The following is a 24844-nucleotide window of genomic DNA, read 5'->3' as shown; positions in this document are numbered from 1 at the left end:
TTCCCTTGTGCTGTCCAGAATTTCGCTGCTCAGGCGCGCAGGGTCGCGCCGCCGTCGACGTAGATGTCCTGCATGGTGATGTGCCGCGCCCGGTCGGAGACGAGGAAGAGCACGGCGTCCGCGATGTCCTCCGGTGCGGCGAGCCTGCCGAGTGGGATGCCGACCCGGAAGGACTCCGGCGAACCCTCGATCACCCTGCGCCCCTCGTCCTGCTCGGCCCACAGCGCGCGCTGCATCGGGGTGTCGGTGGAACCGGGGGAGACCACGTTGCACCGGATGCCGTGGCCTGCCAGCTCCAACCCGAGACAGCGGGTGAACATGGCGGCCGCGGCCTTCGAGGCGGCGTAGGCGGACATGCCCATTCTCGGGACCCCGGCGGCATTCGAGCCGACCGTCACCACGGTTCCGCGCTGTCGCGGGATCATCCGCTGCGCGACCGCCCTGGAGAAGTGGAAGACCCCGTCCGCGTTGACCGCGAAGGTCGCGCGCCAGTCGGCGTCGGTCAGCTCGGCGACGTCGGCTTCGCGCAGGATCCCGGCCACGTTCACCAGCACGTCGATCGGGCCGAGCTCGTCCTCGGCGCGGGCCACGATCCGTTCCACCGCAACGGCATCGGCGACGTCCGCCCGGTAGCCGCGCACCCCGGGGTCGAGATTCCCGGGAGCCTGGAGATCGATCGCCGCGACCCGCGCGCCCGCCGCGGCCAGTGCCGTCGCCACGGCCGCGCCGATGCCCTGGGCCGCACCGGTGACCAGGGCGACCCTGCCACCCAGTTCCGGACCGTCGCCGCAAGGATTCTTCATCGATCGCCCCACCAGATTCCGTCCACGTTTAGGTGAGGCTAGCCTAAGTAGTTAGGATTGCAAAGCAAGCAGACGTGTGACGAGAGCCGCCACTTAGGTGATGCTTGCCTAAGCTTACTGTTTGTGCTGAAGTGAAGCATCTTCGTAGTGAGGTGGCGCGGCATCGGCGGCCTTGCCCGCAAGATTCTGAGGGGATTGGTTCGGGAGATGAGCAGCCCAGCGCTGGTACCGGCACTGGACGTGGTGCGTCCTTATCGGGTGTGCCGAGTGCATGTGCTCCGCACGGCGCAGGTGACCCCGCGGATGCGGCGGATCACGGTGGGCGGGCCGGAGCTGGCCACGATCACCAGCGGAGGTCTGGACCAGCGGATCAAGATGCTGTTCCCGCTGCCCGGCCAGGACGAGCCCGTGGTGCCCAGCGGAAGTGCGTGGTACCAGGCGTACCAGGAGCTGCCGGACGAGGTCCGGCCGCCGATGCGCACCTACACCGTGCGCGGCTTCCGGCCGTCCGACGGCGAGCTCGACGTGGATTTCGTGCTGCATGGTGACACCGGCCCGGCATCCCGCTGGGCCGGTGCCGCGCGGCCGGGGGACCGGCTGGCGATTGTCGCACCGGACCGGCGGCACGACCCGATCGTCGGGTACGAGTACCGCCCGTCGCCGGAGCACGCCTGGTCGCTGATCGCCGGGGACGAAACCGCGCTGCCCGCGATCGGCGCGATCGTGGAGTCGCTCGCGGCCGGGCAGCGGGCTCTGGTGTTCGCCGAGGTTGCCGAGCCGTCCGAGATCCAGGTTTTCGCCACCGCGGCGGACGTTCGGTTCACCTGGGCCTGCCGGGCCGGCGCAGCGAGGCCCGGCAGTCTGCTCGACGCCGTGCGCGAGGCCGAGTTCCCCGACGGGACCCCGTACGCCTGGATCGCCGGCGAAGCAGGCGGGGTTCGGCAGTTGCGCCGCCACCTCGTCACCGAACGAAGCCTGGACAAGGAATCCCTGTACTTCTCCGGATATTGGAAGGCCGGTGAGCTGTCATCATGACCGGAGCGGGCGGTGTTCGGGCGGCGTGACGGCGACCGTTTCCCCGCCGGCGCCCGCGCCGCCGGCCGCAACCCGCCGGCGACGGACGGCCTTTCGGCTGGCCGGGCTGGTGTTCGCGGTGGCGCTGCTCGGGTTCATCTCATTGCTCAGCATCGCCGTCGGGGTGGAGAACATCCCGTTGTCCGCGGTCTGGCACGCGGTGTTCTCCGGCGGCGCGGACTACGACAGCAAGGTGATCCTGGATCTGCGGCTGCCGCGCACGCTGGTCGGCCTGGCCGCGGGCATGGCGCTGGGACTGGCCGGCGCCCTGATGCAGGCGCTGACCAGGAACCCGCTCGCCGACCCCGGAATCCTCGGGGTGAACGCGGGTTCCGCCTGCGCGGTGGTGTTCGCGATCGGCTTCCTCGGCGCGGCGTCCCCGCTTTCCTACGTGTGGTTCTCCTTCGCCGGCGCGGCCATCGCGTCGGTGGTGGTCTACCTGCTCGGCTTCCGGGGCACCGGCTCGGACAGCCCGGTCCGGCTGGCGCTGGCCGGTACCGCGGTGGCCGCGGTGCTCGGCGGGTTCACCTCCACCGTGCTGGTGCGGGACGCGGCCACCCTCGAGGTCGTCCGGCTGTGGCAGATCGGCTCGCTTGCCGGCCGCGAACTGTCCATTGTGGTCCAACTGGCGCCGTTCCTGCTGGCCGGTGTGCTGCTCACCGCGGGGCTGGCGCGTCCGTTGAACGCGCTCGCGCTCGGCGACGAGCTCGGCGAAGCGGTGGGCGCGCGGATCGGGCTGACCAGGGTGCTGTGCGGGGCGGCCGTGGTGCTGCTCTGCGGCACCGCGACCGCGATCGCCGGGCCGATCGGTTTCGTCGGGCTGGTGGTGCCGCACGCGGTGCGGCTGTTCGCCGGCAGCGACCAGCGGTGGTTGCTCGTCTACTCGATGGTGCTGGCCCCGGTACTGCTGGTGGCCGCCGACATCATCGGGCGGCTGGTCGCCAGGCCGGACGAGCTGGAGGTCGGGGTGGTGACGGCGTTCGTCGGCGGGCCGCTGTTCATCATGCTGGTGCGGCGTCGGAAGACGGTGCGGCTGTGAAGACCGACGAAATGCGGCGAGACGTTTTCGGCAGGCCGCTACGGCTGTGGGGGGAAGTCGTTTCGCTGCGCGTGCACCGGCGTTCCGTGCTGGCCTGCACCGGACTGGCGCTGGCGATCGCGGTGGTGTTCGTGCTGAGCCTGATGCTCGGCGACTACCCGATCCCGGTGCCGCGGGTGCTGCTGGCGCTGGCCGGCGAAGGCACCCGGCTGGACCTGTTCTTCGTGACCGGGGTGCGGCTGCCGAGGGCGCTGCTGGCGATCACCATCGGCGCGGCACTCGCGCTCGCCGGGGCGATCTTCCAGCGGCTGTCCCGGAATCCGCTGGGCAGCCCGGACATCGTCGGCTTCAACGACGGCGCGGCAACCGGTGCGCTGCTGGTCACCCTGGCGCTCGGTGGTGCCGTGGTTTCGGCCCCGCTCGGCGCGATGGCGGGCGGCATGGTGGCCGCGGTGCTGGTTTACGTGCTGGCCTTCCAGCGCGGGGTGCACGGCCTGCGGCTGGTGCTGGTGGGCATCGGGGTCAGCGCGATGCTCGCCTCGGTCCGGTCCTATCTGCTCACCCGGTCCGACCTGACCGCGGCGCAGGGGGCGATGACCTGGCTGGTTGGCAGTTTGAACGGTCTCGGCTGGGAACAGGCGAGGCCGGTGCTCGGCGGGGTGCTCGGCGCGGTGCTCCTGCTGCTGCCGTTGAGCAGGCGGCTCGGCCTGCTGGAGATGGGCGACGATCTGGTTGGCGCGCTGGGGGTTCCGGTGCAGCGGACGCAGATCATGTTGCTGCTGCTCGCGGTGACGCTGACCGCGTTCGCCGTCGCGTATTCCGGGCCGATCCATTTCATCGCGCTCGCCGCCCCGCAACTTGCCCGGCGGCTCAGCAGAACGGCGGGTTCGGCGCTGCTCAGTACCGCACTGATGGGCGCGCTGCTGCTGGCCACCGCGGATCTGGTGGCACAGCACGCTTTCGCGCCCAGTCAGCTGCCGGTCGGCGCGACCACGCTGGTGATCGGCGGCGCCTATCTGGCCTGGCTGATGGCGAGGGAGCATCGCGCCGGCCGGGTTTAGTGGCGAGTGTGGCTTTGGTTGCACCGAAAAGCCCTACCGGTCTGCAAGTAATTAGGTTACCCTTACCTAACTTGCGAGTTATTGCCATGGGGGCGCACGCCGTTTCCTGGCGGCCTATGCGACGTGGAGGCGGTCATGACCAATCCCTTCGAGGACGAGAGCAAGCCCTTTCTGGTGCTGGTCAACGACGAGGGCCAGCATTCCCTCTGGCCGTCCTTTATAGACATACCGGCGGGCTGGACCCGGGTGCACGGCGAGGCGTCCAGGCAGGACTGCCTGGACTACGTCGAGACGCACTGGACCGACATGCGGCCGAAGAGCCTGATCGCGGCGATGGAAGAGTCCTGAGCAGATGGCCGCAGAAACGGGAGGCCAGGAGGAGTTCGTTCCCCGACGTGGCCTGAACCGCCGTGAGCTCTTCGGTGGCGCGGTCGGCCTCGGTTCGCTGGCCCTGCTCGGCTACGGGGTGGTGACCAACAACCCGGCGGGCTCGGCGAGTGCTGGTGCGGCGGGGCAGGGTGGGCATGCGCACGGCGGTGTGCAGCAGGCGGCGACCCCGGTGGACCCCGCACCTGTGCGGCCTGACGGCGACAGCGCGCCGACGGTCACCGAGCTGGAACCCTTCCGCGATCCGTTGCCCATCCCGCCGGTGCTCCCGCTGCGCGAACGGGACGGGATCTCCTACGGCACGGTCCGGATGCGCACGTCCTGGGTCCGGCTGCACTCCCAGCTGCCGCACACCAGGGTCTGGGCCTACGACGGCCGCTACCCGGGGCCGACCATCGAGGTGCGACGGGGCCAGCGGTTGCGGGTCACCTGGACCAACGAGCTCACCGGCGAGTACCCGCTGCCGGTGGTCGAACTGCCGTTCGTCAGCGGGAGCAAGCCCTACCAATGGGATCGTCCCGGTCGTGAGGGCGGGGTGCCGCGGGAGGACGTGGCCGCCCTGCCGCCCTGGGTAGCGGTGCACCTGCACGGCGCGCTGACCGGCGGTGGGCAGGACGGCTGGCCGGAGAACGCAGTGCTGCCGGGGGACTCCCAGCTTTCCGAGTACGCCAACGACCAGGCGGCGGCCACCCTCTGGTACCACGACCACGCGATGCACATCACGCATCTGAACGTGCTGACCGGGCTGACCGCCGGCATGTACCTGATCCGGGACGACGAGGAAGAGGCGCTCGGGCTGCCGTCGGGCCGCTACGAGGTGCCGCTGGTGCTGTCCGATCAGAACCTGGACGCCGATGACAAGGGCAGGCTCAACGGGGGACTGCTCTACAAGACGATCGTCACCGAGCCGGAGGGGGTCCGGCTGGTCCGCCCGTTCACCGGCCCGTACTCGGTGGTCAACGGCGTCATCTGGCCGTACTTCGAGGTGGAGCCGCGCTGGTACCGGTTCCGGCTGCTGAACGCCTCGAACATGCGGCCGTACAGCCTGCGGTTCGTGGACGAGGCCGGCAACCGGATCCCGCCGGGCACGATCCAGCAGATCGGCGCGGACGCCGGGCTGCTGCCCGCGCCGGTTCCGGTGGACACCGATCTGGTGGTGCTCCCGGCCGAGCGGGTGGACCTGCTGGTGGACTTCAAAGCCCTGCGCGGCAAGAAGATCAGGGTGACCAACCAGTACGCCACGCCGCCGGTTCCGTACGTGCTGGAGTTCCGGGTCGGCGGCGGTCCGGTCTCCGACGGATTCCGGTTGCCCGCCAAGGTTTCCACTTCGTTCACCAAGGTGACCGAGAAGGACCTGGCGGCGGCGCCCGAGCGGCTGGTGATGGTCACCCCGGTCGCCCCGCCGGACGCGCAGATGTGGGAGATGGAGCAGACCGAGCCGCCGCCGGGCCCGCTGCCGGTGGACGGCATCGTGCAGATCGCCGGGGACGACGGCACGGTGACCACCTACCGGCGGATCGCCACCCTGCCCACCGAGGCGGTCAACTACTACGTGGCGCGGGACAGCTGGGAACGCTGGTCCTTCCTCAGCCTCGAACCGGCCGCGGGCGCGTTCCCGCACCCGATGCACCTGCATGCCACCGCCTTCCAGGTACTGAGCCGGGAAGCATGGGACGTCACCGGTTTCCGCTACTTCCGGCTGCCGGACGGGGTGCGGTTCGGCGGCGGCACGGTGACCCCGATCAAGCGCAAGGGGCCGGGCGTGGTCAAGCCGGGTGAGCAGGGCTGGAAGGACGTCGTGTCGCTCTCGCCCGGCGAGAAGATCACCGTGGCGCCGCGTTTCACCGGAGTGAGCGGCCGGTACGTCTACCACTGCCACAACTACGAACACGAGGACATGGCGATGATGCGGCCCTTCGTGGTGATGCCGGCCGAAGTGCTGCAGATGGACCCGCACCGACCCGGCGGGCACGGCATGGGGCACTGAGTCCGTTCGCCAGCCCGCCACTGATCACCGAGACCGTGGAGCCCCGCCGATGACCGTCCCCGAGGAACCGACACTGGCCCTCACCGGCGCGCAGGCCGGAATCTGGCTCGCCCAGCAGGTGGACGAGCTGAACCCGACCTACAACACCGCCGAGTACGTGGAGATCACCGGAGCGGTCGACGAGTCCGTGTTCGTCACCGCCGTGCACCACGTGCTGGCGGAGGCGGACGGCCTGCGAGTCCGGTTCTCCGACGGCACCGACGGCCCTGTGCAACGGGTTCGGCCGCTGGCGGGATCCCCGCTGGTGCTGGTCGATCTGCGCGGCGAAGCCGACCCGGAAGCGGCGGCACGGGACTGGATGCGGGCGGACCTGGCGGCGCCGGTCGACCTGCTGGCCGACCGGCTCTACACCGAAGCCCTGCTGCGGCTGGGCGACGAGCGCTACTTCTGGTTCCAGCGGTTCCACCACATCCTGCTCGACGCCTACGGCTTCACCATGGTCACCGGCCGGGTCGCCGAGGTCTACACGGCACTGGCCGCCGGGGAAAGCCCCGGACCGTCACCGTTCCGACCGTTGCGGGAACTGGTCGAGGAAGACCTCGCCTACCGCGGCTCCGCGGACCTGGACCGCGACCGTCGCTTTTGGACAGAGCGGCTGGCTGGGCTATCCGGGGTCCCCGGCCTGAGCGACCAGTACGCCGCGCCGGATCACTCGTTCCACCGGAGATCGGTCGCGCTTGGCGGTGCGCGCGAGCTGAGCGGGCTCGCCGCGGAGCTGAAGTCGACCTGGGCGGAGGTGCTGATCGCGGCGGCCGCAGCCTATCTGCACCGGTGCGCCGGTGCCGACGAGGTGGTGCTGGGGCTGCCGGTGATGGGCAGGCTGGGCTCGGTCGCGGCCAGGGTGCCGGCGACCGCGGTCAACGTGGTGCCGCTGCGGCTGGCGGTGAGTCCATGGACGACGGTGGCCGAGCTGACCGCCTCGGTGCGGGCGGAGCTGCGCGCGCAGCGGCCGCACCAGCGCTACCGGGGCGAGGAACTGCGGCGCGACCTCCGGCTGCTCGGGGAACGGCGGCGGCTGGTGGGGCCGTGGATCAACATCAAGCCGTTCGACCCGGAACTGCGTTTCGGCGCGCATCGCGGGGTGTCGCACTACCTGGCCGCGGGCGCGGTGGAGGACCTCTCGTTCACCGTGAGCAAGTCGCCGGGGGACGAGTTGCTGGCCCAGCTGGACGGAAACCCGCGGGGCTACCGGGTCGAAGAGCTGGACCGGCACCTGCGCGCGTTCACCGGACTGCTGGGCCAGTTCGCCGAAGGACGCGGTTCGCTCCCGGTCGGCGCGCTGACCGTGACCGCCGGGGATGAGCCGGTCGCGACCAGCGAAGGGCCGGTTCGGGAGCTGCCCGAGGCCGGGCTGGCGGAGCTGTTCCAGGCCCAGGTCGCCAGTACCCCAGATGCGCCCGCACTGCTCGCCGGTGGGCTGGAACTGTCCTATCAGGACTTGAACGCGCGGGCAGACCGGCTGGCGCGGCGGCTGTCCGGCCTCGGCGCTACCGCTGAGCGGCTGGTCGCCGTGCTGCTGCCGCGGTCCGCGGACCTGGTGGCGACTCTGCTCGCGGTGGCCAAGACCGGCGCGGCCTACTTGCCGCTGGACCCGGAGTTCCCGCCCCGGCGGCTGGCCGCGATGCTGGCCGACGCCGGACCCGCGGTGCTGGTGACGGAATCGGAAACCGAGCTGGAGGTGCCCGCGGGGGTCGCCAGGCTCCGGCTGGACGACGAGCACCCGACGAGCGCCGTCGAGGCACCGGTACGCCGGAGGCCGGAACACGCCGCGTACGTCATCTACACCTCGGGTTCCACCGGGCGACCCAAGGGCGTGGTGGTGTCCTCGGCGAACCTGGCGAACTTCCTGCACGCGATGCGTACGCAGGTGCCGCTCGGGCCCGGCGACCGGCTGCTCGCGGTGACCACCGTCGGCTTCGACATCGCCGCGCTGGAGCTGTACCTGCCACTGGTCCAGGGCGCGACGGTGGTGCTCGCCGACCGCGAGCAGGTCCGCGATCCGGCCCTGCTGACCGAGCTGCTCAGACGCACCGACGCGGGGGTAGTGCAAGCGACCCCGTCGTTATGGGAAACGTTGGCCGGGCACGACGCCGAGGTGCTGCGCGGGCGGCGGGTGCTGGCCGGGGGTGAGCGGCTGCCCGCCGCACTCGCCGACCGGCTGCGCGGCGCCGGTGCGGTGGTCAGCAACCTCTACGGCCCGACCGAAACCACCATCTGGTCTGCCGCACATCAGCTCGATGCCACCGAGGGCGACCCGCCGATCGGCGCGCCGGTGCTGAACACCCGGCTGTACGTGCTGGACCGTGCGCTGGCCCCGGTCGGCACGGGCACCGTGGGGGAGCTGTACATCGCCGGGGCGGGGGTGGCCCGCGGCTATCTCGGCCGCGCGGCGCTGACCGCGGAACGGTTCGTCGCCGATCCCTACGGGCCGCCGGGTTCGGTGTGCTACCGGACCGGCGACCTTGCCCGCAGTCGGGGAGACGGCACCTTCGACGTACTCGGCCGGGCCGACCACCAGGTGAAGGTGCGCGGGTTCCGGATCGAGCCGGGGGAGATCGAAGCCGAGTTGCTGCGCCGACCCGAGGTGACCCGCGCGGTGGTGGTCGCCGACCCCGGCGGCCGGCAGCGGCTGGTGGCCTACCTGGTCGCCGCGCCGGACCTGGACCCGGCGGGGCTGCGCAAGGCGCTCGGCGAGGTGCTGCCCGATTACCTGGTGCCCTCGGCGTTCGTCGTGCTGGACGAGCTTCCGCTGACGCCGAACGGCAAGATCGACCGCGCGGCGCTGCCCGCGCCCACGTCCGCGTCCGGGCAGGCCGGTACCGATCGGGTCACCGGCACTCCGGCGGAGCAGGTGCTGTGCCGGCTCTTCGGTGAGGTGCTCGGGCTGGCGTCGGTCGGGCCCGGCGACGACTTCTTCGGCCTCGGCGGCGACTCGCTGTCCGCGATCCGGCTGGTGGCCAGGATCAGGGCGGTGCTCGGGGCCGCTCCGCCGGTGCGCAAGGTGTTCGATTCGCCGACCCCGGCCGGACTCGTCGGGGAGCTGACCGGCACGGCCGTCGCCCGCCCGTCGCCCGTGGCGGGTGCCACCGGCCGGGTCCCGCTGTCGTACGCGCAGGAGCAGTTGTGGTTCTCCGACCGGATGTCCGGCCACGGCGCCACCTACAACGTGCCGCTGGCGCTGCGGCTCACCGGTGCGCTGGACGTGCCCGCGCTGGCCGCCGCGGTGGCTGATCTGGTGGCACGGCACGAAAGCCTGCGCACCGTGTTCGACGGCGACACCGGCCAGGTGGCGCAGGTCGTGCTCGACGACGGCCCGGAGCTGGTCATCGTGGAGTCCGAAATGGACGGTTTCCCGGCGGCGCTGGCGGCCGCGGCCCGGCGGCCGTTGGACCTGGGTTCCGCGCCGCCGGTGGAGTTCCGCCTTTTCCACCTCGGGGACGAAGAACACGTACTGCTGGTGCTGCTGCACCACATCGTGGCCGACGAGTGGTCCCTCGACGTGCTGGTCGAGGAACTGGCCGAGGCCTACACCGCCCGGCTCGGCGGCACCGAGCCCGCTTGGCCGCGGCTTCCGTTGTGCTACCGGGATTTCACCCGCTGGCAGACCGAACTGCTCGGCGACCCCGGCGATCCCGGCAGCGTCGCCGCCGCCCAGCTGGACTACTGGCGCGGGCAGCTGGCCGGCCTGCCCGAGGAGCTGGAGCTGCCCGCCGACCGGTCGCGGCCCGCTCGTCCGACCGGCGCCGGTGACGCGCTCGCCTTCACCGTGCCGGAGGAGCTGCACGCCCGCCTGCGGGCTTGCGCGTCCCGGTACCGGGTGAGCATGTTCATGCTGGTTCACGCCGCACTGGCGGCCCTGCTGAACAGGCTCGGCGCGGGTACCGACCTGCCGATCGGGGTGCCGGCGGCGGGACGGACCGACGACGCCCTCGACCGCGTGGTGGGTTTCTTCGTGAACCCGCTGGTGCTGCGCACCGATCTGGCCGGCAATCCCAGCTTCGCCGAGTTGCTGGACCGGGTCCGCGACACCGACCTGGCCGCGCTCGCGCACCAGGACCTCCCGTTCGCTCGGCTGGTCGAGGCGCTGAACCCGGTGCGCTCGACCGCGCGTCATCCGCTGTTCCAGGTGATGCTCGACTTTCGCACCGAGGGCACGGACGGCCTCGGTTTCGGCGACCTCGGGCTGAACCGTGAGCTGGTCCGGACCGGCACCGCCAAGTTCGACCTCGCGTTCGCGCTCATCGAGCGGGCCGGGACGGCCGGGCTGTCCGGCGAGATCGAGTTCAGCACCGAGCTGTTCGACCGGGACACCGTGGCCGGGATCGCCAGGTGGCTGGTCACCCTGCTGGACCGCGCCACCGCCGAACCCGACCGTCCACTCGCGACACTGGATGTGCTGTGCGAAGACGAGCTGGCCGAGCGGGTCCGGCTCGGCAAAGGACGGATGGCCGGGTTGGCGCCGGAGACCACACCGTCGATCTTCGAACGGCAGGTGACGGCGAACCCGTCGGCGGTCGCGCTGCTCGACGACGAGACCGAACTTTCCTACGCCGAGCTCAACGCGCGCGCCAACCGCCTCGCGCACGCGCTCATCCGGCGGGGTGCCGGGCCGGAGCGGACCGTCGCGGTGCTGCTGCCCCGGTCCATCGACGTGGTGGTGGCGCTGCTCGCGGTGCACAAGGCCGGTGCCGTGTTCGTGCCGGTGGACCCGGACTACCCGGCCGAGCGGGTCGGGTACGTACTGGCGGACTCCGCGCCCGAACTGGTGCTGACCACGGGTGCCATCGAGATGCCGGTGGAGCTGCCCCGGCTGGTGCTCGACGACCAGGAAACCCTGGCCGAACTTGCCGGGCTGCCCGACTCCGACCCCACCGACGCGGACCGGCTCGCGCCGCTGCGCCCGGCGAACGCGGCCTACCTGATCTACACCTCCGGGTCCACCGGCCGCCCCAAGGGCGTGGTGTCCACCCACGAGGGCATCGCCGGGCTGGTGGAGACCTGGGACAGCACGGTGACCGCCGGCCCCGGCACCCGGCACCTCCAGTTCGCCTCACCGAGTTTCGACATGATGTTCTCCGAGCTGGCGATGAGCGTGTTCTCCGGTGGCGCGCTGGCGGTGGTGCCCGCCGAACAGCGGCTCGGCCCGGAGCTGGCCGCCTTCGTCACCCGGCATCGCCTCACTCATCTCGACGTGCCGCCATCGGCGCTGGCCACCGTGCCGGCCGGCAGCCTGCCCGCCGGGATGACCGTGATCGTCGGCGCGGACCACTGCCCGCCCACCCTGTTCGAGCGCTGGTCTCCCGGGCACCCGATGTTCAACGCCTACGGCCCGACCGAGTCCACGGTGAACTCCACGCTGTGGACCTGTCCGCGCGGGTTCGACGGCGGCCGGGTCGCGATCGGCCGCCCGGACGTGGACAAGACCGCCTACGTGCTCGACGACGGGTTGCGCCCGGTGCCGCCGGGCGTGGCCGGTGAGCTGTACCTCGGCGGCGCCGGGCTGGCGCGGGGTTATCTGCACCAGCCGGGCCTGACCGCGCAGCGGTTCGTGGCCGATCCCTTTGGCTCGGGCGACCAGGTTTACCGGACCGGTGACCGGGTGCGGTGGACGCCGGACGGGCAGCTGGAGATGCTCGGCCGGGTCGACGACCAGGTCAAGATCCGGGGCTTCCGGGTGGAGCCCGCGGAGGTGGAGGCCGCCGTGCTCGGCCACCCGGACGTCACGGAGGCCGTCGTGGTCGCCCGTGACCACGACCTTGCCGGCAAACAGCTCGTCGGCTATGTGGTTGGCGAGCGGTTGGAGCCGGCCGAGCTGCGCCGGCACACCGCGGCGCTGCTGCCCGCGCACCAGGTTCCGGCGGCCTTCGTGGTGCTCGACGAACTGCCGCTGCTGCCGAACCGGAAGGTGGACCGCCGAGCGCTGCCCGACCCCGAACCGGGCGGACAGGTCACCGGCACCGCACCGCGCACGGCGCTCCAGCGGCGGCTGTGCGAGCTGTTCGCCGAGGTGCTCGGCCTCCCCGAGATCGGCATCGACGACGACTTCTTCGCCGTGGGCGGGCATTCCCTGCTGGCGACCAGGCTGATCGGGTTGATCCGCGCCGAGCTGTCCGCGGCGGTGTCGCTGCGGGACGTGTTCGAGGCGCCGACGGTGCGGGAGCTGGCAATGCGGGCCGCCGACGGAACGCCACGACTCGCGCCGCGGCCGATGGCACGCCCGGAGCGGTTGCCGCTTTCCCCTGCACAGCACCGGCTCTGGCTCGCCGATCGGCTCGACGGCGGGGCGACCTACAACGTGCCGGTCGCGGTGGAGCTGAGCGGCCCGTTCGATCGGGCCGCCCTGCGCGCCGCGCTCGGCGACGTAATGGCCCGGCACGAGATCCTGCGCACGGTGTACCCGGAGCGCGACGGCGTGCCGTGGCAGCGGGTGCTGCCGCCGGGCGAGGACCTGCTCGCGCGGTGCTTCGACCCGGAGCTGGTGGTGGCCGGGCCGGCGTCGCTCGAGACGCTGCTGGCCCGACTCGGCCGGGAGCACCGGTTCGACCTGGCCGCGGAACCGCCGCTGCGGGCGCGAATCCTGCGGGCCGGACCGGAGGAGCACACGCTTTTCCTGCTGCTGCACCACATCGCCTGCGACGAATGGTCGCTCGAACCGCTGCTGGGCGACCTCGCGGCGGCCTACCGGGCGCGGGCCGCCGGCACCGAACCGCGGTGGCGGCCGTTGCCCGTGCAGTACGCGGACTACACGCTGTGGCAACGAGAACTGCTCGGTGACGGCGCCGACCCGGCGAGCCTGCTCGCCCGGCAGGCCGGTTACTGGTCGGCCCGGCTGGACGGGATGCCTGCCGCGCACGAGCTGCCGTTCACGCGCGGGGCGTCGAGTTCGTCCGACGGCGGGTACGTCGACTTCACCCCGTCCGAGCAGGCCCTGCGCGGGGTGCGGCGGCTGGCCGCCGAAACGGGAACCACGCCGTTCATGGTGTTGCAGGCCGCGGTCGCCGCGCTGCTCACCAGGCTGGGTGCCGGCACGGACGTCCCGCTCGGCACCCCGGTGGCGGGCCGGGGCGAGGCCGCGCTCGACGGGATGGTCGGCTTCCTGGTGAACACCCTGGTGCTGCGCACCGACACCGGCGGTGACCCCGCTTTCCGGGAACTGCTCGGCCGGGTGCGGGAGACCGACCTCGCCGCCTTCGCCCGGCAGGAGCTGCCTTTCGACCGGCTGGTGGAGGTGCTCAACCCGGACCGCTCGGAGGCGGCGAACCCGCTGTTCCGGGTGATGCTGGTGCACCAGAACCGGCCGGGAGACGCCGACTGGGGCGCGCTCGCCGCGCGGGTGACGCCGGTGCGGACGCCGACCGCGAAGTTCGACCTCACCTTCGCCTTCGCCGAGCACGGCGACGGCACCCGGTTGGACGGCACGATCAACTACCGGTCCGCCCTGTTCCAGCGGGCCGACGTGGCACGCCTCGCCGGCTGGTTCTGCCGGTTCCTCGAAGCGGTGGTGCACGCCCCGGAAACCCGGATCGGCTCGGTGGAGCTGCTTTCCGCCGACGAGCGGCGGCGCGTGCTGGTGGAGTGGAACAGCACCGGGCATCCCGAAAGCGAAAGCACCCCGGACGAGCTGTTCGCCGCGGGTGTCCGGCACCATCCGGACGCGATCGCGTTGGTGGCCGGTGACGTCCGGCTGAGCTATGCCGAGCTGGACGTGCGCGTCACCGCGCTGGCCGCCCGGCTGCGGCGGCACGGGATCGGCCGGGAGAGCCGGGTCGCGCTGGCCTACCGCCGGTCCGTGGAACTGGTGGTGGCCATGCTCGCGGCCGGCCGCGCCGGTGCCGCCTACGTCCCGGTGCAGCCGGACTTGCCCGCCGCGCGGACGGCCCTGCTGCTCCGCGAGACCGGTGCCGCGCTCGTACTGACCACGTCCGGTCATGGCTCGGTGCCCGGTGTCGGCGAGGTGCCGGTGCTGCATACCGACCTGCCCGATCCGGACCAGCGCGAGGTCACCTTCCCCTCCGGGCACCCGGCGCAGCTGGCCTACGTCATGTTCACCTCGGGCTCCACCGGCACGCCGAAGGGCGTGGCGGTGACCATGGGCGACGTGACCGCGTTGGCCGCCGACAGCCGCTGGCGCGGGGGCGCGCACGAGCGGGTGCTGCTGCACTCGCCGCACTCCTTCGACGCGGTCACCTACGAGCTGTGGGTGCCGCTGCTCACCGGCGGCCGGGTGATCCTCGCCCCGGACACCGAACTGGACGCCGGGGCGCTGCGCGCGCTGATCACCGAGCACGAGGTCACCGGACTTTGGCTCACCGCGGGGCTGTTCGCCGTGGTGGCCGAAGAGGCGCCGGAGACCTTCCGCGGGCTGCGCGAGGTGTGGACCGGCGGGGACGTGGTGCCGGCCGGGGCGGTGCGGCGGGTGCTCGCGGCCGCGCCGGAGGTCGCCGTGGTCAACGGCTACGGGCCGACCGAGACCACCACCTTCGCCGTCGCGCACCAGGTTTCCCCGGACGCGCCCCCGGCCGCCGTGGTGCCGATCGGCCGTCCGCTGGACGGCATGCGCGCGTACCTGCTCGACTCGGCGCTGCGCCCGGTCGGCGCCGGAGTGACCGGCGAGCTGTACCTGGCCGGGGCGGGGCTGGCACGCGGTTACTTCAACCGGCCCGGCCTGACCGCCGAGCGGTTCGTAGCTGACCCGTTCGGTGAGGGAGACACTGCGGCGCGAAGCGCCTCGTTGGGGGGTGGTGGTCGGGCGACGGGTGGGCTTCTTTACCGGACCGGGGACCTGGCCAGGTGGCGGCCGGACGGCACGATCGAGTTCGCCGGGCGCGCGGACGAGCAGCTCAAGATCCGCGGGTTCCGGATCGAACCCGGCGAGGTGGCGGCCGCGCTGACCGGGCATCCCGGGGTGCGTCGGGCCGCGGTGGCCGCCCGCGAGGACGCTCCCGGTGACCGGCGCCTGGTGGCGTACCTGCTGCCGGAGCCCGGTGTGCGTCCGGAACCCGGTGAGCTGCGCGCGTACCTCGGCGAACGCCTGCCGAAGCAGTTGGTGCCCGAGATCTTCCTGACCCTGGACGAGTTTCCGTTGACTGCCAACGGAAAGCTCGACCTGGCCGCCCTTCCCGCGCCGGAAGCTGGAGAAACGGCCGAGTCGCGAAGGCCGCGCACCCCGCGCGAAGAGCTGTTGTGCGAGGTGTTCGCCGACCTGCTCGGCCGCGAGCAGCTCGGGATCGACGACGACTTCTTCGCCTTGGGCGGGCATTCGCTGCTGGCGATCCGGCTGGTCTCCCGGCTGCGCTCGGCCTTCGACGCCCGGCTTTCGGTGCGGGCCGTGTTCGAGGCGCCCACCGTGGCCGGATTGTCCGCGCTGCTCGGCGCCGGCGGTCGCGACCGGCTCCCGCTGCGGGCACGGCCGCGTCCAGACCGGTTGCCGCTGTCCTTCGCCCAGCAGCGGCTGTGGTTCCTGCACCAGCTGGAGGGGGCCAGCCCGACGTATCACGTGCCGATCGTGCTTCGGCTGTCCGGCGAGCTGGACCACGCCGCGCTGGCCGCGGCGCTGCGGGACGTGCTCGCCCGGCACGAGAGCCTGCGCACCGTCTTCCCCGATGACGGCGGGCGGCCCCGGCAGCGGATCCTGCCCGCCGCGGACGTGCCGCTCGAAATCGAGGAGGTGGACGTCGCCCCCGGTCGTCTCGACGAGGAACTGGCCGCCGCCGCTCGGGTTCCCTTCGATCTGGCGGACGGGATCCAGCTGAGGGCGACCCTGTTCAGCACCGGGCCGCGGGAGCGGGTGCTGCTGCTGGTGGCCCATCACATCGTCGCGGACGAGTGGTCCCTGCGGCCGCTGGTGCAGGACCTGGCCACCGCCTACCGGGCACGGCTCGGCGGTGCCGCGCCGTCCTGGCCGCCGCTTCCGGTGCAGTACGCGGACTACACGCTCTGGCAACGGGAACTGCTCGGCGACCAGGCCGATCCGGACAGCGTGCTGGCCGGGCAGGTCCGGTACTGGCGGGACGAGCTGCGCGGGCTGCCCGAGGAGCTGACCCTGCCCTGGGCCGGGCCGCGCCCGGCCACCCCGTCGTACCGCGGCGAGGTCGCGGATTTCCGGCTGCCGCCGGAGCAGGCGAAGCAGCTGCGCGAGTTCGCGGTGCGCAGCGGCAGCAGCGTGTTCATGGTCTGCCAGATCGTGGTCGCCGCCTTGCTGAGCAGGCTCGGTGCCGGTACCGACATTCCGCTGGGCACTCCGGTCGCCGGTCGTGAGGACGAGGCGCAGGCGGAACTGGTCGGGTTCTTCGTGAACACCCTGGTGCTGCGCAACGACCTCGCCGGCGACCCGAGCCTGCGCGAGCTGGCCGAGCGGTCGCGGCGCACCGTGCTCGGCGCGCTCGACCACGCCGACGTGCCCTTCGAACAGCTCGTGGACGAACTGCGGCCGATGCGCTCGCTGGCGAGGCATCCGTTGTTCCAGGTGCTGGTGTCGTATCAGCGCCGCGGCGGCGATGCGCCGTCGATGCCGGGGCTGCGGTCCGAAGTGGACCTGATCGACACCGGCACCGCGAAGTTCGACCTGACCTTCGCGCTGACCGATGAGCCCGACGGCGCGGGCATTTCCGGCGCGGTCGTCGCGGATGCCGGGATCTTCGGCCACGGCACCGCGCGGCGGCTGGCCGAGGGCTGGCGGTCGCTGCTGGCCGCGATGGTCGGTGCGCCGGAAACCCCGTTGAGCCGGTTCGAGCTGCTTTCCGGGGATGAACGCGAGAAGGTGCTCGGCGACTGGGCCGGCGGCACCACAACCGGGGTCGAAGCGACCCTGGCCGAGCTGTTCGAGGCGCAGGTCGCGCGGACCCCGGACCGGACCGCGGTGCTCGCGGAAGAGTCGCCGCTGAGCTACCGGGAGCTGAACACCAGGTCGAACCGGCTGGCCAGGCTGCTGGTCGCGCACGGTGCCGGGCCAGAACGGTTCGTCGGGATCTGCCTGCCGCGCACCCCCGACCTGCTGGTGGCCGTGCTCGCGGTGCTCAAGTCCGGGGCCGGGTACCTGCCGCTGGACCCCGCCTATCCGCCGGACCGGCTGGCCTTCATGGCCGCCGACGCGGAACCGGTGCTGGTGCTGGGTTCCGGCCTCCCGCTGGAGGTCCCGTCCCTGCATCTGGGCGACGACCCGGACCTGCCGGGACACGACCTGGACCAGTCCGAGCGGCTGGTGCCGGTGCTGCCGGAGCACCCCGCGTATGCGATCTACACCTCGGGTTCCACCGGGCGGCCCAAGGGCGTCGTGGTGCCGCAGCGCGCGGTGGCCGGGCTGGCGGACTGGGCCCGTGCGGAATTCGGGGGCGAGGACCTGAGCCGGATGCTGGTGTCCACCTCGCTCAACTTCGACGTGTCGGTGTTCGAGATCTTCGCGCCGCTGCTCTGCGGTGGTTCGGTGGAACTGGTCCGCGACCTGCTGGAAACCGTGGAGCGGACGGACCGGGACTGGCGGCCGAGCGCGATCAGCGGGGTGCCTTCGGTTTTGGACACCGTGCTGGATGCCGTGTTCTTGGAGCCTGGGTTGCGGCTGGACACCGGGCTGGTGGTGGCCGCCGGGGAGGCTTTCGGGGCGCGGTCGCTGGAGCGGGTCCGCGCGGCGCTGCCCGGTGCGCGGGTGGTCAACGCCTACGGGCCGACCGAGGCCACGGTGTACGCCACCGCGTGGCACGCTCCGGCGGAAGGCGCCGCCACGCCTGCCATCGGCCGCCCGGCCGCCGGCACCCGGGTGTACATAGTGGACGGTGCGCTGCGACCGGTGCCGCCCGGTGTCGCCGGTGAGCTCTATCTCGGTGGGAGCGGGCTGGCTCGTGGCTATCTGAACCGGCCGGGGCTCACCGCCGAGCGGTTCGTCGCCGATCCGTTCGGCAAGCCCGGCGCTCACATGTACCGCACCGGGGACCTGGCCCGCTGGCGGGAGAACGGCGAGGTGGAGTTCCTCGGCCGGGTCGACGAGCAGGTGAAGCTGCGCGGGTTCCGGATCGAACCGGGCGAGATCGAGGCGGCGCTCGGCTCCGCGCCCTCGGTCAGCAGGGCCGTGGTCGTGGTCCGCGAAGACAGTCCCGGTGAGCGGCGGCTGGTGGCCTACCTGGTGCCGGAAAACGGTGCGGTGCTCGATCCGGTGCGGGTGCGCGCGCACGCCGCGGCGAGTCTGCCGGAGCACATGCTGCCCGCCGCGACGGTCGTGCTGGACGCGCTGCCGCTGAACCCGAGCGGCAAGCTGGACCGGGCGGCGTTGCCCGTCCCGGAACGGCCCGAGGTTGCCTACCGCGGTCCGGAGTCGCAGACGGAGACCACGCTTGCTGGGATCTTCGCCGAACTGCTCGGCACCGGGCCGGTCGGCCTCGACGACGACTTCTTCGCGCTGGGCGGGGACAGCATCGTGTCCATCCAGCTGGTCAGCCGGGCCCGCGCGGCCGGCCTGCTGGTGCGCCCGAAGGACGTGTTCGACCATCCGACCGTGGCGGCGCTCGCCGCTGTCGCCGGCCGCGTGGGGGCGGTCGGGGAGTCCGACGGCACCGGACGGGTACCGGCCACGCCGATCATGCGCTGGCTCGCTGACCGAGGCGGGGACTATCGACGCTTCGCCCAGCATGCCGTGCTGTACACCCCGGCGGGTCTCGGCCTCGATCGGTTGGAATCGCTGGTGGCCGCGCTGGCCGACCGGCACGACCTGCTCCGGTCCACCCTGGTCAAGTCCACTGTGGACGGAAGCTGGGTGCTGGAGGTGGCCGAGCCGGGTACCGTGCCGGCCGGTCCGATGGTGCGGCGTGTGGACGCGCGCGGGGCGGAGCTGGCCGAGCTGGTGGCGGCCGAGCACACCAGGGCGCTCGGCGAGCTGGACCCGGAGCACGGTGACCTCGTCCGGTTCGTCTGGCTGGACCGCGGCGAGGAGCGTGGCCGGTTGCTCGCGGTGCTGCACCACCTGGTGGTCGACGGGGTGTCCTGGCGGATCCTGCTGCCCGACCTCGCGGCCGCGTGGCGGGCGGCGACCGCGGGCGAACCGGTGCTGCTCGACCCGGTCGGCACTTCGTTCCGGGAATGGGCGCAACGGCTGCACGCGAAGGACTTCTCCGCCGAGCTGCCGCTGTGGCGCGCCCAGCTGACCGGGCCGGACCCGCTGCTCGGCCGCCGGGCGCTGGACCCGCGACGGGACACCGTCGCCGCTACCGGCCACGTCCAGCGGACGTTGCCTGCCGAGCGCACCGCGCCGCTGCTGACCACGGTGCCGCGGGCCTTTCACGCGCGGGTGCACGAGGTGCTGCTCACCGCGCTCGCACTGGCGGTCCGCGACCGGCGGCCGGCGCGGGCGCCGGTGCTGATCGCGGTCGAGGGACACGGCCGGGATGCCGGGGACACCGATCTGGCCCGCACCGTTGGCTGGTTCACCAGCCTGTACCCGGTGCGGCTGGACCTCGGCGAACTGGATCTCGCCGCGGCGCTGGCCGGCGGCGCCGAGGCGGGCCAGGCGGTGCTGCGGGTCAAGGAGCACCTGCGCGCGGTGCCCTCGGGCGGGATCGGATTCGGGCAGCTCCGGTACTTCGGCGGCGCCGAAGCCGCCGACCTTGCGGCTGCGGCGCCGCAGATCTCGTTCAACTACCTCGGCCGGGTCGCCGCCGGTGGCGCGGACTGGACACCGGCGCCGGAGGCCGGGGCCGGGGACGGGGTGGACCCCGGGATGGCCGCGGCCGCCGTGCTGGACATCAACGCGTCCACTGTGGATGGTGAGCGCGGGCCGGAGCTGCGGGTGCGGTGGTCCTTCGCCAAGGGGGTTCTCGACGAGTCCGAAGTGGAGGACTTCGCGGACGCCTGGTTCGCGGCGCTGGACGCACTGGCCGCCGCGGCCGCTGGGCCCGGCGCCGGGCTTCGCGGCCCCTCGGACTTCCCGCTGCTCTCGCTGACCCAGTCCGATGTGGACGAGCTGGGCAACGGCGACGACGAGGTCTGGCCGCTCACCCCGTTGCAGCAGGGACTGCTGTTCCACTCGCTGTTCGACGAGGGTGGCTTGGACGTCTACACCGTGCAGCTGGTGCTCGAACTGGCCGGGCCGGTGGACGCCGAGCGGCTGCGTGCCGCGGCGAGGGCCGTGCTGGACCGGCATCCGCCGCTGCGGGCCAGGTTCCGGTATCTGACGTCCGGTGCGGCCGTGCAGGTGATCCCCGCTGCGATCGAGGTGCCGTGGACGGAAGCGGACCTGACCGGGGACCCCGAGGCCGCGTTGACCGAGCTGCTGCGGCGGGACCGGACCGAGCGGTTCGACCCGGAAACCGGCCCGCTGCTGCGTTTCCTGCTGATCCGGCTGCCGGACGGGGCGCACCGGCTGGCGCTCACCAGCCACCACCTGGTCACCGACGGCTGGTCGAACCCGTTGCTGGTACGGGAACTGCTCGCGCACTACGACGGAACCGCGCTGCCGCGGCCGCGGCCCTATCGCGACTACCTGTCCTGGCTGGGCGCGCAGGACAAGGCGGCCGCGGAAGCAGCCTGGGCGGAGGCGCTCGCCGGTCCGGTGGAACCCACCCTGCTCGCCGGTGCCGACGCCGCGGTGCGCACTCCCGTGGTGCCGGAGGAGATCGTCACGGAGTTGTCCGAACCGGCCACCGCCGCGCTGACCGCGCTCGCCCGCCGGCACGGGGTGACCACGAGCACCGTGCTGCAGGCCGCCTTGGCGCTGCTCCTCGGCAGGCTGACCGGGCGGACCGACGTGGTGTTCGGCACCGTGGTCTCCGGCCGGCCCGCGGAGCTGGCCGGGGTGGAGTCGATGATCGGCCTGTTCGTGAACACGCTGCCGGTCCGGGTCCGGCTCACCGGGCGGGACACCGTGGCCGGACTGCTCGCCGCGGTGCAGCGCGAGCAGGCCGGGCTGCTGGCGCACCAGCACCTCGGGCTCGCCGAGGTGCAGCGCGCGGCGGGCACCGGCGAGCTGTTCGACACCCTGCTCGTGGTGGAGAACTACCCGCTCGACCCGGCGGAGCGCCACGATGGTGGGCTGTCGGTCACCGGGGTCACCGGGCAGGACGCCACGCACTACCCGTTGAGCATTCTGGTTGCGCAGCAAGGGAACCGGCTGCGGCTGCACTTCAAGCACCGGCCGGATCTGCTGCCGGCGACCGAGACCGCGCGGATCGCGGAGCGCCTGCTCGGGCTGCTGGCGGAGCTGGCGCGGCGGTCGGACAGCCCGCTCACCGAGGTTGATCCGCTAGCCGGTGAGCGGCTGGATGCCGGCGAATGCGGTGTGACGCTGCCCGTCCCTGAGAAGTCGCTGGCGGAACTCTTCGCCGAGCAGGTGGCCCAGCGGCCCGACGAGACCGCTGTGGTGGCGGGCGGGGTCCGGCTCAGCTACGCCGAGGTGGACCGCCGGGCCGCGGCGCTGGCCGGGCGGCTGGTCGCCGAGGGCGCGGGTCCGGAGCGGCTGGTTGCCGTCGCGCTGCCTCGCACGGCCGAGTTCGTGGTCGCGGTGCTCGCGGTGGCCAGGTCCGGGGCCGCGTTCCTGCCGATCGATCCGGGCTATCCGGCCGAGCGCATCGAGTTCATGCTGGCCGATTCCGCACCGGCGCTGGTCCTCGCCACGGAATCGACCCGCGGCGCGCTGCCCTCGGGTGCACGGACGTTGCTGATCGAGGAGGCCACTGCGCCAGGCCCGGTGCCGTCGCCGAGGTGGCACGCGGGCAACCTGGCCTACGTCGTCTACACCTCCGGCTCGACCGGCAGGCCGAAGGGGGTCGCGGTTTCGGCCGGGGCGCTGGCCAACCTGTATGCCGGGCATCAGCGGACGCTGTTCGGACGGGTGCCGGCTGGCCGGCGGCTCCGGGTGGCGCACCTGGCGTCGTTCTCCTTCGACGCCTCGCTGAACCCGTTGCTGTGGATGGTGGCAGGGCACGAGCTGCACCTGCTCGGCGAAGAGATGCGGCGGGACCCGGAGCTGGTGCTCGCCGCGTTCGCCGCGGTCGGGATCGACCAGTTCCAGGCCACCCCCTCGCAGGTCGAGCCGCTGCTCGACGCCGGGCTGCTGACCGGCCCGACCCCGCAGGTGCTGATCGCGCTGGGTGGGGAGGCGGTGTCACCGGCGCTGTGGGACCGGCTGGCCGCGGCCGTACCCGCGGTCAACCTCTACGGTCCGGCGGAGTCCACTGTGGACGTTCTGAGTGCGCCGGTGGAACCCGGTGTCCGCCCGGCGCTGGGACATCCGGTGCCCAACACGGTGGTGCGGTTGCTGGATCCCTGGCTGCGCCCGGTACCCGACGGCGTGACCGGTGAGCTCTACGTCGGCGGGCCGCAGCTCGCGCGCGGCTATCTGAACCGCCCGGGGTTGACCGCGGAACGGTTCGTGGCCGATCCGTTCGGTGCGCCCGGTGCCCAGCTTTACCGGACCGGGGACCTGGCCCGTCGGGACGGGCAGGGGCGGCTGGAGTTCGCGGGCCGGGCCGACCGACAGGTCAAGATCCGCGGTTTCCGGATCGAGCCGGCCGAGGTCGAGGCCGCGCTGGCCAGGCACCCGTCGGTGGCCGCAAGTGCGGTGCTGCTCAAGGATTCCCGGCTGGTGGCCTACCTGGTACCGAAGTCGGGGTCCACTGTGGACGAATCGGCGATCAGGGAGCTGGTCTCGGCCGCCCTGCCGGACTACCTCATACCGGCCGCTTTCGTGCCGGTGGACGAGCTGCCGCTGAGCCCGAACGGCAAGCTCGACGCCGGCCGGCTGCCGGAGCCGGACTTCGGCGGGACCGCCGCCAGGGAACGCCCGCGTGACGAGCGTGAGGAGGTCCTGACCGGCCTGTTCGCCGAACTGCTCCGGCTGCCCGAAGCGGGGGTGCACGACGAGTTCTTCACCCTGGGCGGCGACAGCATCCTGTCCATCCAGCTGGTCGCCAAGGCCAGGGCGGCCGGACTGCGGCTCACCCCGCGGCAGGTGTTCGAGCACCGGACACCGGCCGCGCTGGCCCAGGTCGCGACCACCACCGGCGCCGTCGCCGCGGACGGCCGGGATGCGGTGGGCGCGCTGCCGCTCACCCCGGTGATGGCCCGGCTGCTGGACCGCGGCGGGCCGATCGGCCGGTACTGCCAGTCGATGCTGGTGTCCCTGCCGGCCGGGATCACCCGCGAGTCGCTGACCGGCGTGCTGCAGGCGGTGCTGGACCGGCACCACGTGCTGCGGGGGCGGCTGGTACCCGAACCCGTTGGCGGGCACGGTTTCCGGATCGAACCGCCGAGTCCCAGCCTGGCCGCGACCCTGCTCGACCGGGTCGCGCACACCGGGGACGACCTGACCGGGACCGCCGCGCGGGAACTGGACAGGGCGGCCGGGCTGCTCGATCCGGAAGCCGGGACGCTGGCCAGGTTCGTCTGGCTCGACCCCGGCTACCTGCTGCTGGTGGTGCACCACCTCGCGGTAGACGGGGTGTCCTGGCGGATCCTGCTGGCCGACCTCGCCGAGGCGGACACGACGGGTGCAGCACTGCCCGCGACCGGCACCCCGTTCCGGCGGTGGGCCGGGCTGCTGGCCGCGGAGGCCGTCTCGGCCCGCCGGTCCGCCGAACTGCCGCTGTGGACCGGGATGCTCGCCGGTGCGGAGCCGTCACCGCGGCTCGATCCGCGGCGGGACACGGTGGGCGCCGCCGGGCACGTCACCAGGACGCTGCCGGCCGCCCGCACCGCCGCGCTGCTGACCGCGGTGCCGTCCGCGTTCCACGCCGGGACGCACGAGGTGCTGCTCACCGGGCTGGTGCTCGCACTGGGCCGCTACCGGCCGGCGAACTCCGTCCTGCTGGAGATCGAAGGGCACGGACGGGCGGAGGAGATCGCCGATGGCACGGACCTTTCCGCCACCCTTGGCTGGTTCACCACCGCGTTCCCGGTGCGCTTCGGCCTGGACGGGATCGACGTCGCCGGCGCGATGGCCGGTGGCGCGGACGCGGGTACCGCGCTCAAACGGGTCAAGGAGCGACTGCGTTCCCTGCCGGACGACGGCATCGGCTTCGGGCTGCTGCGGCGGCTCAACCCGGTCACCTCGGCGGAGCTGGCGGCTTATCCCGCGCCGGGCATCGCCTTCAACTACCTGGGCCGGATGGACGCGGCCGCCGCCGGTGGCGACTGGTCGCCGGTGCCGGGGAGCGGCGGGCTCGGCGGCGCGGCCGACGGCGCGCTGCCGTTGTCGCACGGGCTGACCGTCAACTCCTCCGCGGTGCCGGGGCCGGACGGGCCGGAACTGCGGGTGCACTGGGTGTTCGCGCCGGCGCTGTGGTCCGCCGAGGAGATCGACCGGCTCACCGAACTGTGGTTCACCGCGCTGGACGGTCTCGCCCGGCACACCGAAGGGCCGGGCGCGGGCGGGCACACCCCGTCGGACCTGTCGCTGGTTTCGCTCAGCCAGGCCCAGATCGACCTGCTGGAAAGCAAATGGAGGGACCAGTGA

General features: G+C 72.7%; 7 protein-coding genes. 6 read left to right on the top strand and 1 reads right to left on the bottom strand.

Annotated features, from left to right (window positions below):
• Positions 1-29: 29 nt before the first annotated feature.
• Complete coding sequence (locus AMYNI_RS0108635) at positions 30-803, bottom strand: 2,3-dihydro-2,3-dihydroxybenzoate dehydrogenase (RefSeq protein WP_020667602.1); 774 nt, start codon at positions 801-803, stop codon at positions 30-32.
• A gap of 207 nt (positions 804-1010) precedes the next feature.
• On the opposite strand from AMYNI_RS0108635, the gene AMYNI_RS44100 reads away from it, so the two are divergent.
• From AMYNI_RS44100 to AMYNI_RS0108605, 6 genes are all read left to right on the top strand, one after another.
• On the top strand, positions 1011-1838 hold the full coding sequence (locus AMYNI_RS44100) for a siderophore-interacting protein (RefSeq protein ID WP_063713760.1): 828 nt from the start codon (positions 1011-1013) through the stop codon (positions 1836-1838).
• 25 nt (positions 1839-1863) lie between these two features.
• Complete coding sequence (locus AMYNI_RS0108625) at positions 1864-2916, top strand: FecCD family ABC transporter permease (RefSeq protein WP_020667600.1); 1053 nt, start codon at positions 1864-1866, stop codon at positions 2914-2916.
• Entirely contained in the window at positions 2913-3977 is a 1065-nt protein-coding gene (locus AMYNI_RS0108620) for a FecCD family ABC transporter permease (RefSeq protein ID WP_020667599.1), read from the top strand. The genes AMYNI_RS0108625 and AMYNI_RS0108620 overlap by 4 nt, the downstream gene beginning before the upstream one ends.
• A gap of 135 nt (positions 3978-4112) precedes the next feature.
• Entirely contained in the window at positions 4113-4325 is a 213-nt protein-coding gene (locus tag AMYNI_RS0108615; RefSeq protein WP_020667598.1) for an MbtH family protein, read from the top strand.
• A gap of 4 nt (positions 4326-4329) precedes the next feature.
• Complete coding sequence (locus AMYNI_RS0108610) at positions 4330-6351, top strand: multicopper oxidase family protein (RefSeq protein ID WP_020667597.1); 2022 nt, start codon at positions 4330-4332, stop codon at positions 6349-6351.
• A 49-nt stretch (positions 6352-6400) separates the two neighbouring features.
• A complete protein-coding gene (locus tag AMYNI_RS0108605; protein ID WP_026360199.1) occupies positions 6401-24844 on the top strand; it encodes a non-ribosomal peptide synthetase in 18444 nt (6147 codons plus the stop codon).

Source organism: Amycolatopsis nigrescens CSC17Ta-90, assembly GCF_000384315.1.
In the GTDB taxonomy this organism is placed as follows: domain Bacteria; phylum Actinomycetota; class Actinomycetes; order Mycobacteriales; family Pseudonocardiaceae; genus Amycolatopsis; species Amycolatopsis nigrescens.
Note: the sequence above shows the minus strand (reverse complement) of the source record. Positions and strands in the feature narration are given on the sequence as shown.

Excerpts from the sequence above, each read along its gene's own strand:
- AMYNI_RS0108635 (WP_020667602.1), bottom strand. The coding sequence starts at position 803 with ATGAAGAATCCTTGCGGCGACGGTCCGGAACTGGGTGGCAGGGTCGCC.
- AMYNI_RS44100 (WP_063713760.1), top strand. The coding sequence starts at position 1,011 with ATGAGCAGCCCAGCGCTGGTACCGGCACTGGACGTGGTGCGTCCTTAT.
- AMYNI_RS0108615 (WP_020667598.1), top strand. The coding sequence starts at position 4,113 with ATGACCAATCCCTTCGAGGACGAGAGCAAGCCCTTTCTGGTGCTGGTC.
- AMYNI_RS0108610 (WP_020667597.1), top strand. The coding sequence starts at position 4,330 with ATGGCCGCAGAAACGGGAGGCCAGGAGGAGTTCGTTCCCCGACGTGGC.
- AMYNI_RS0108605 (WP_026360199.1), top strand. The coding sequence starts at position 6,401 with ATGACCGTCCCCGAGGAACCGACACTGGCCCTCACCGGCGCGCAGGCC.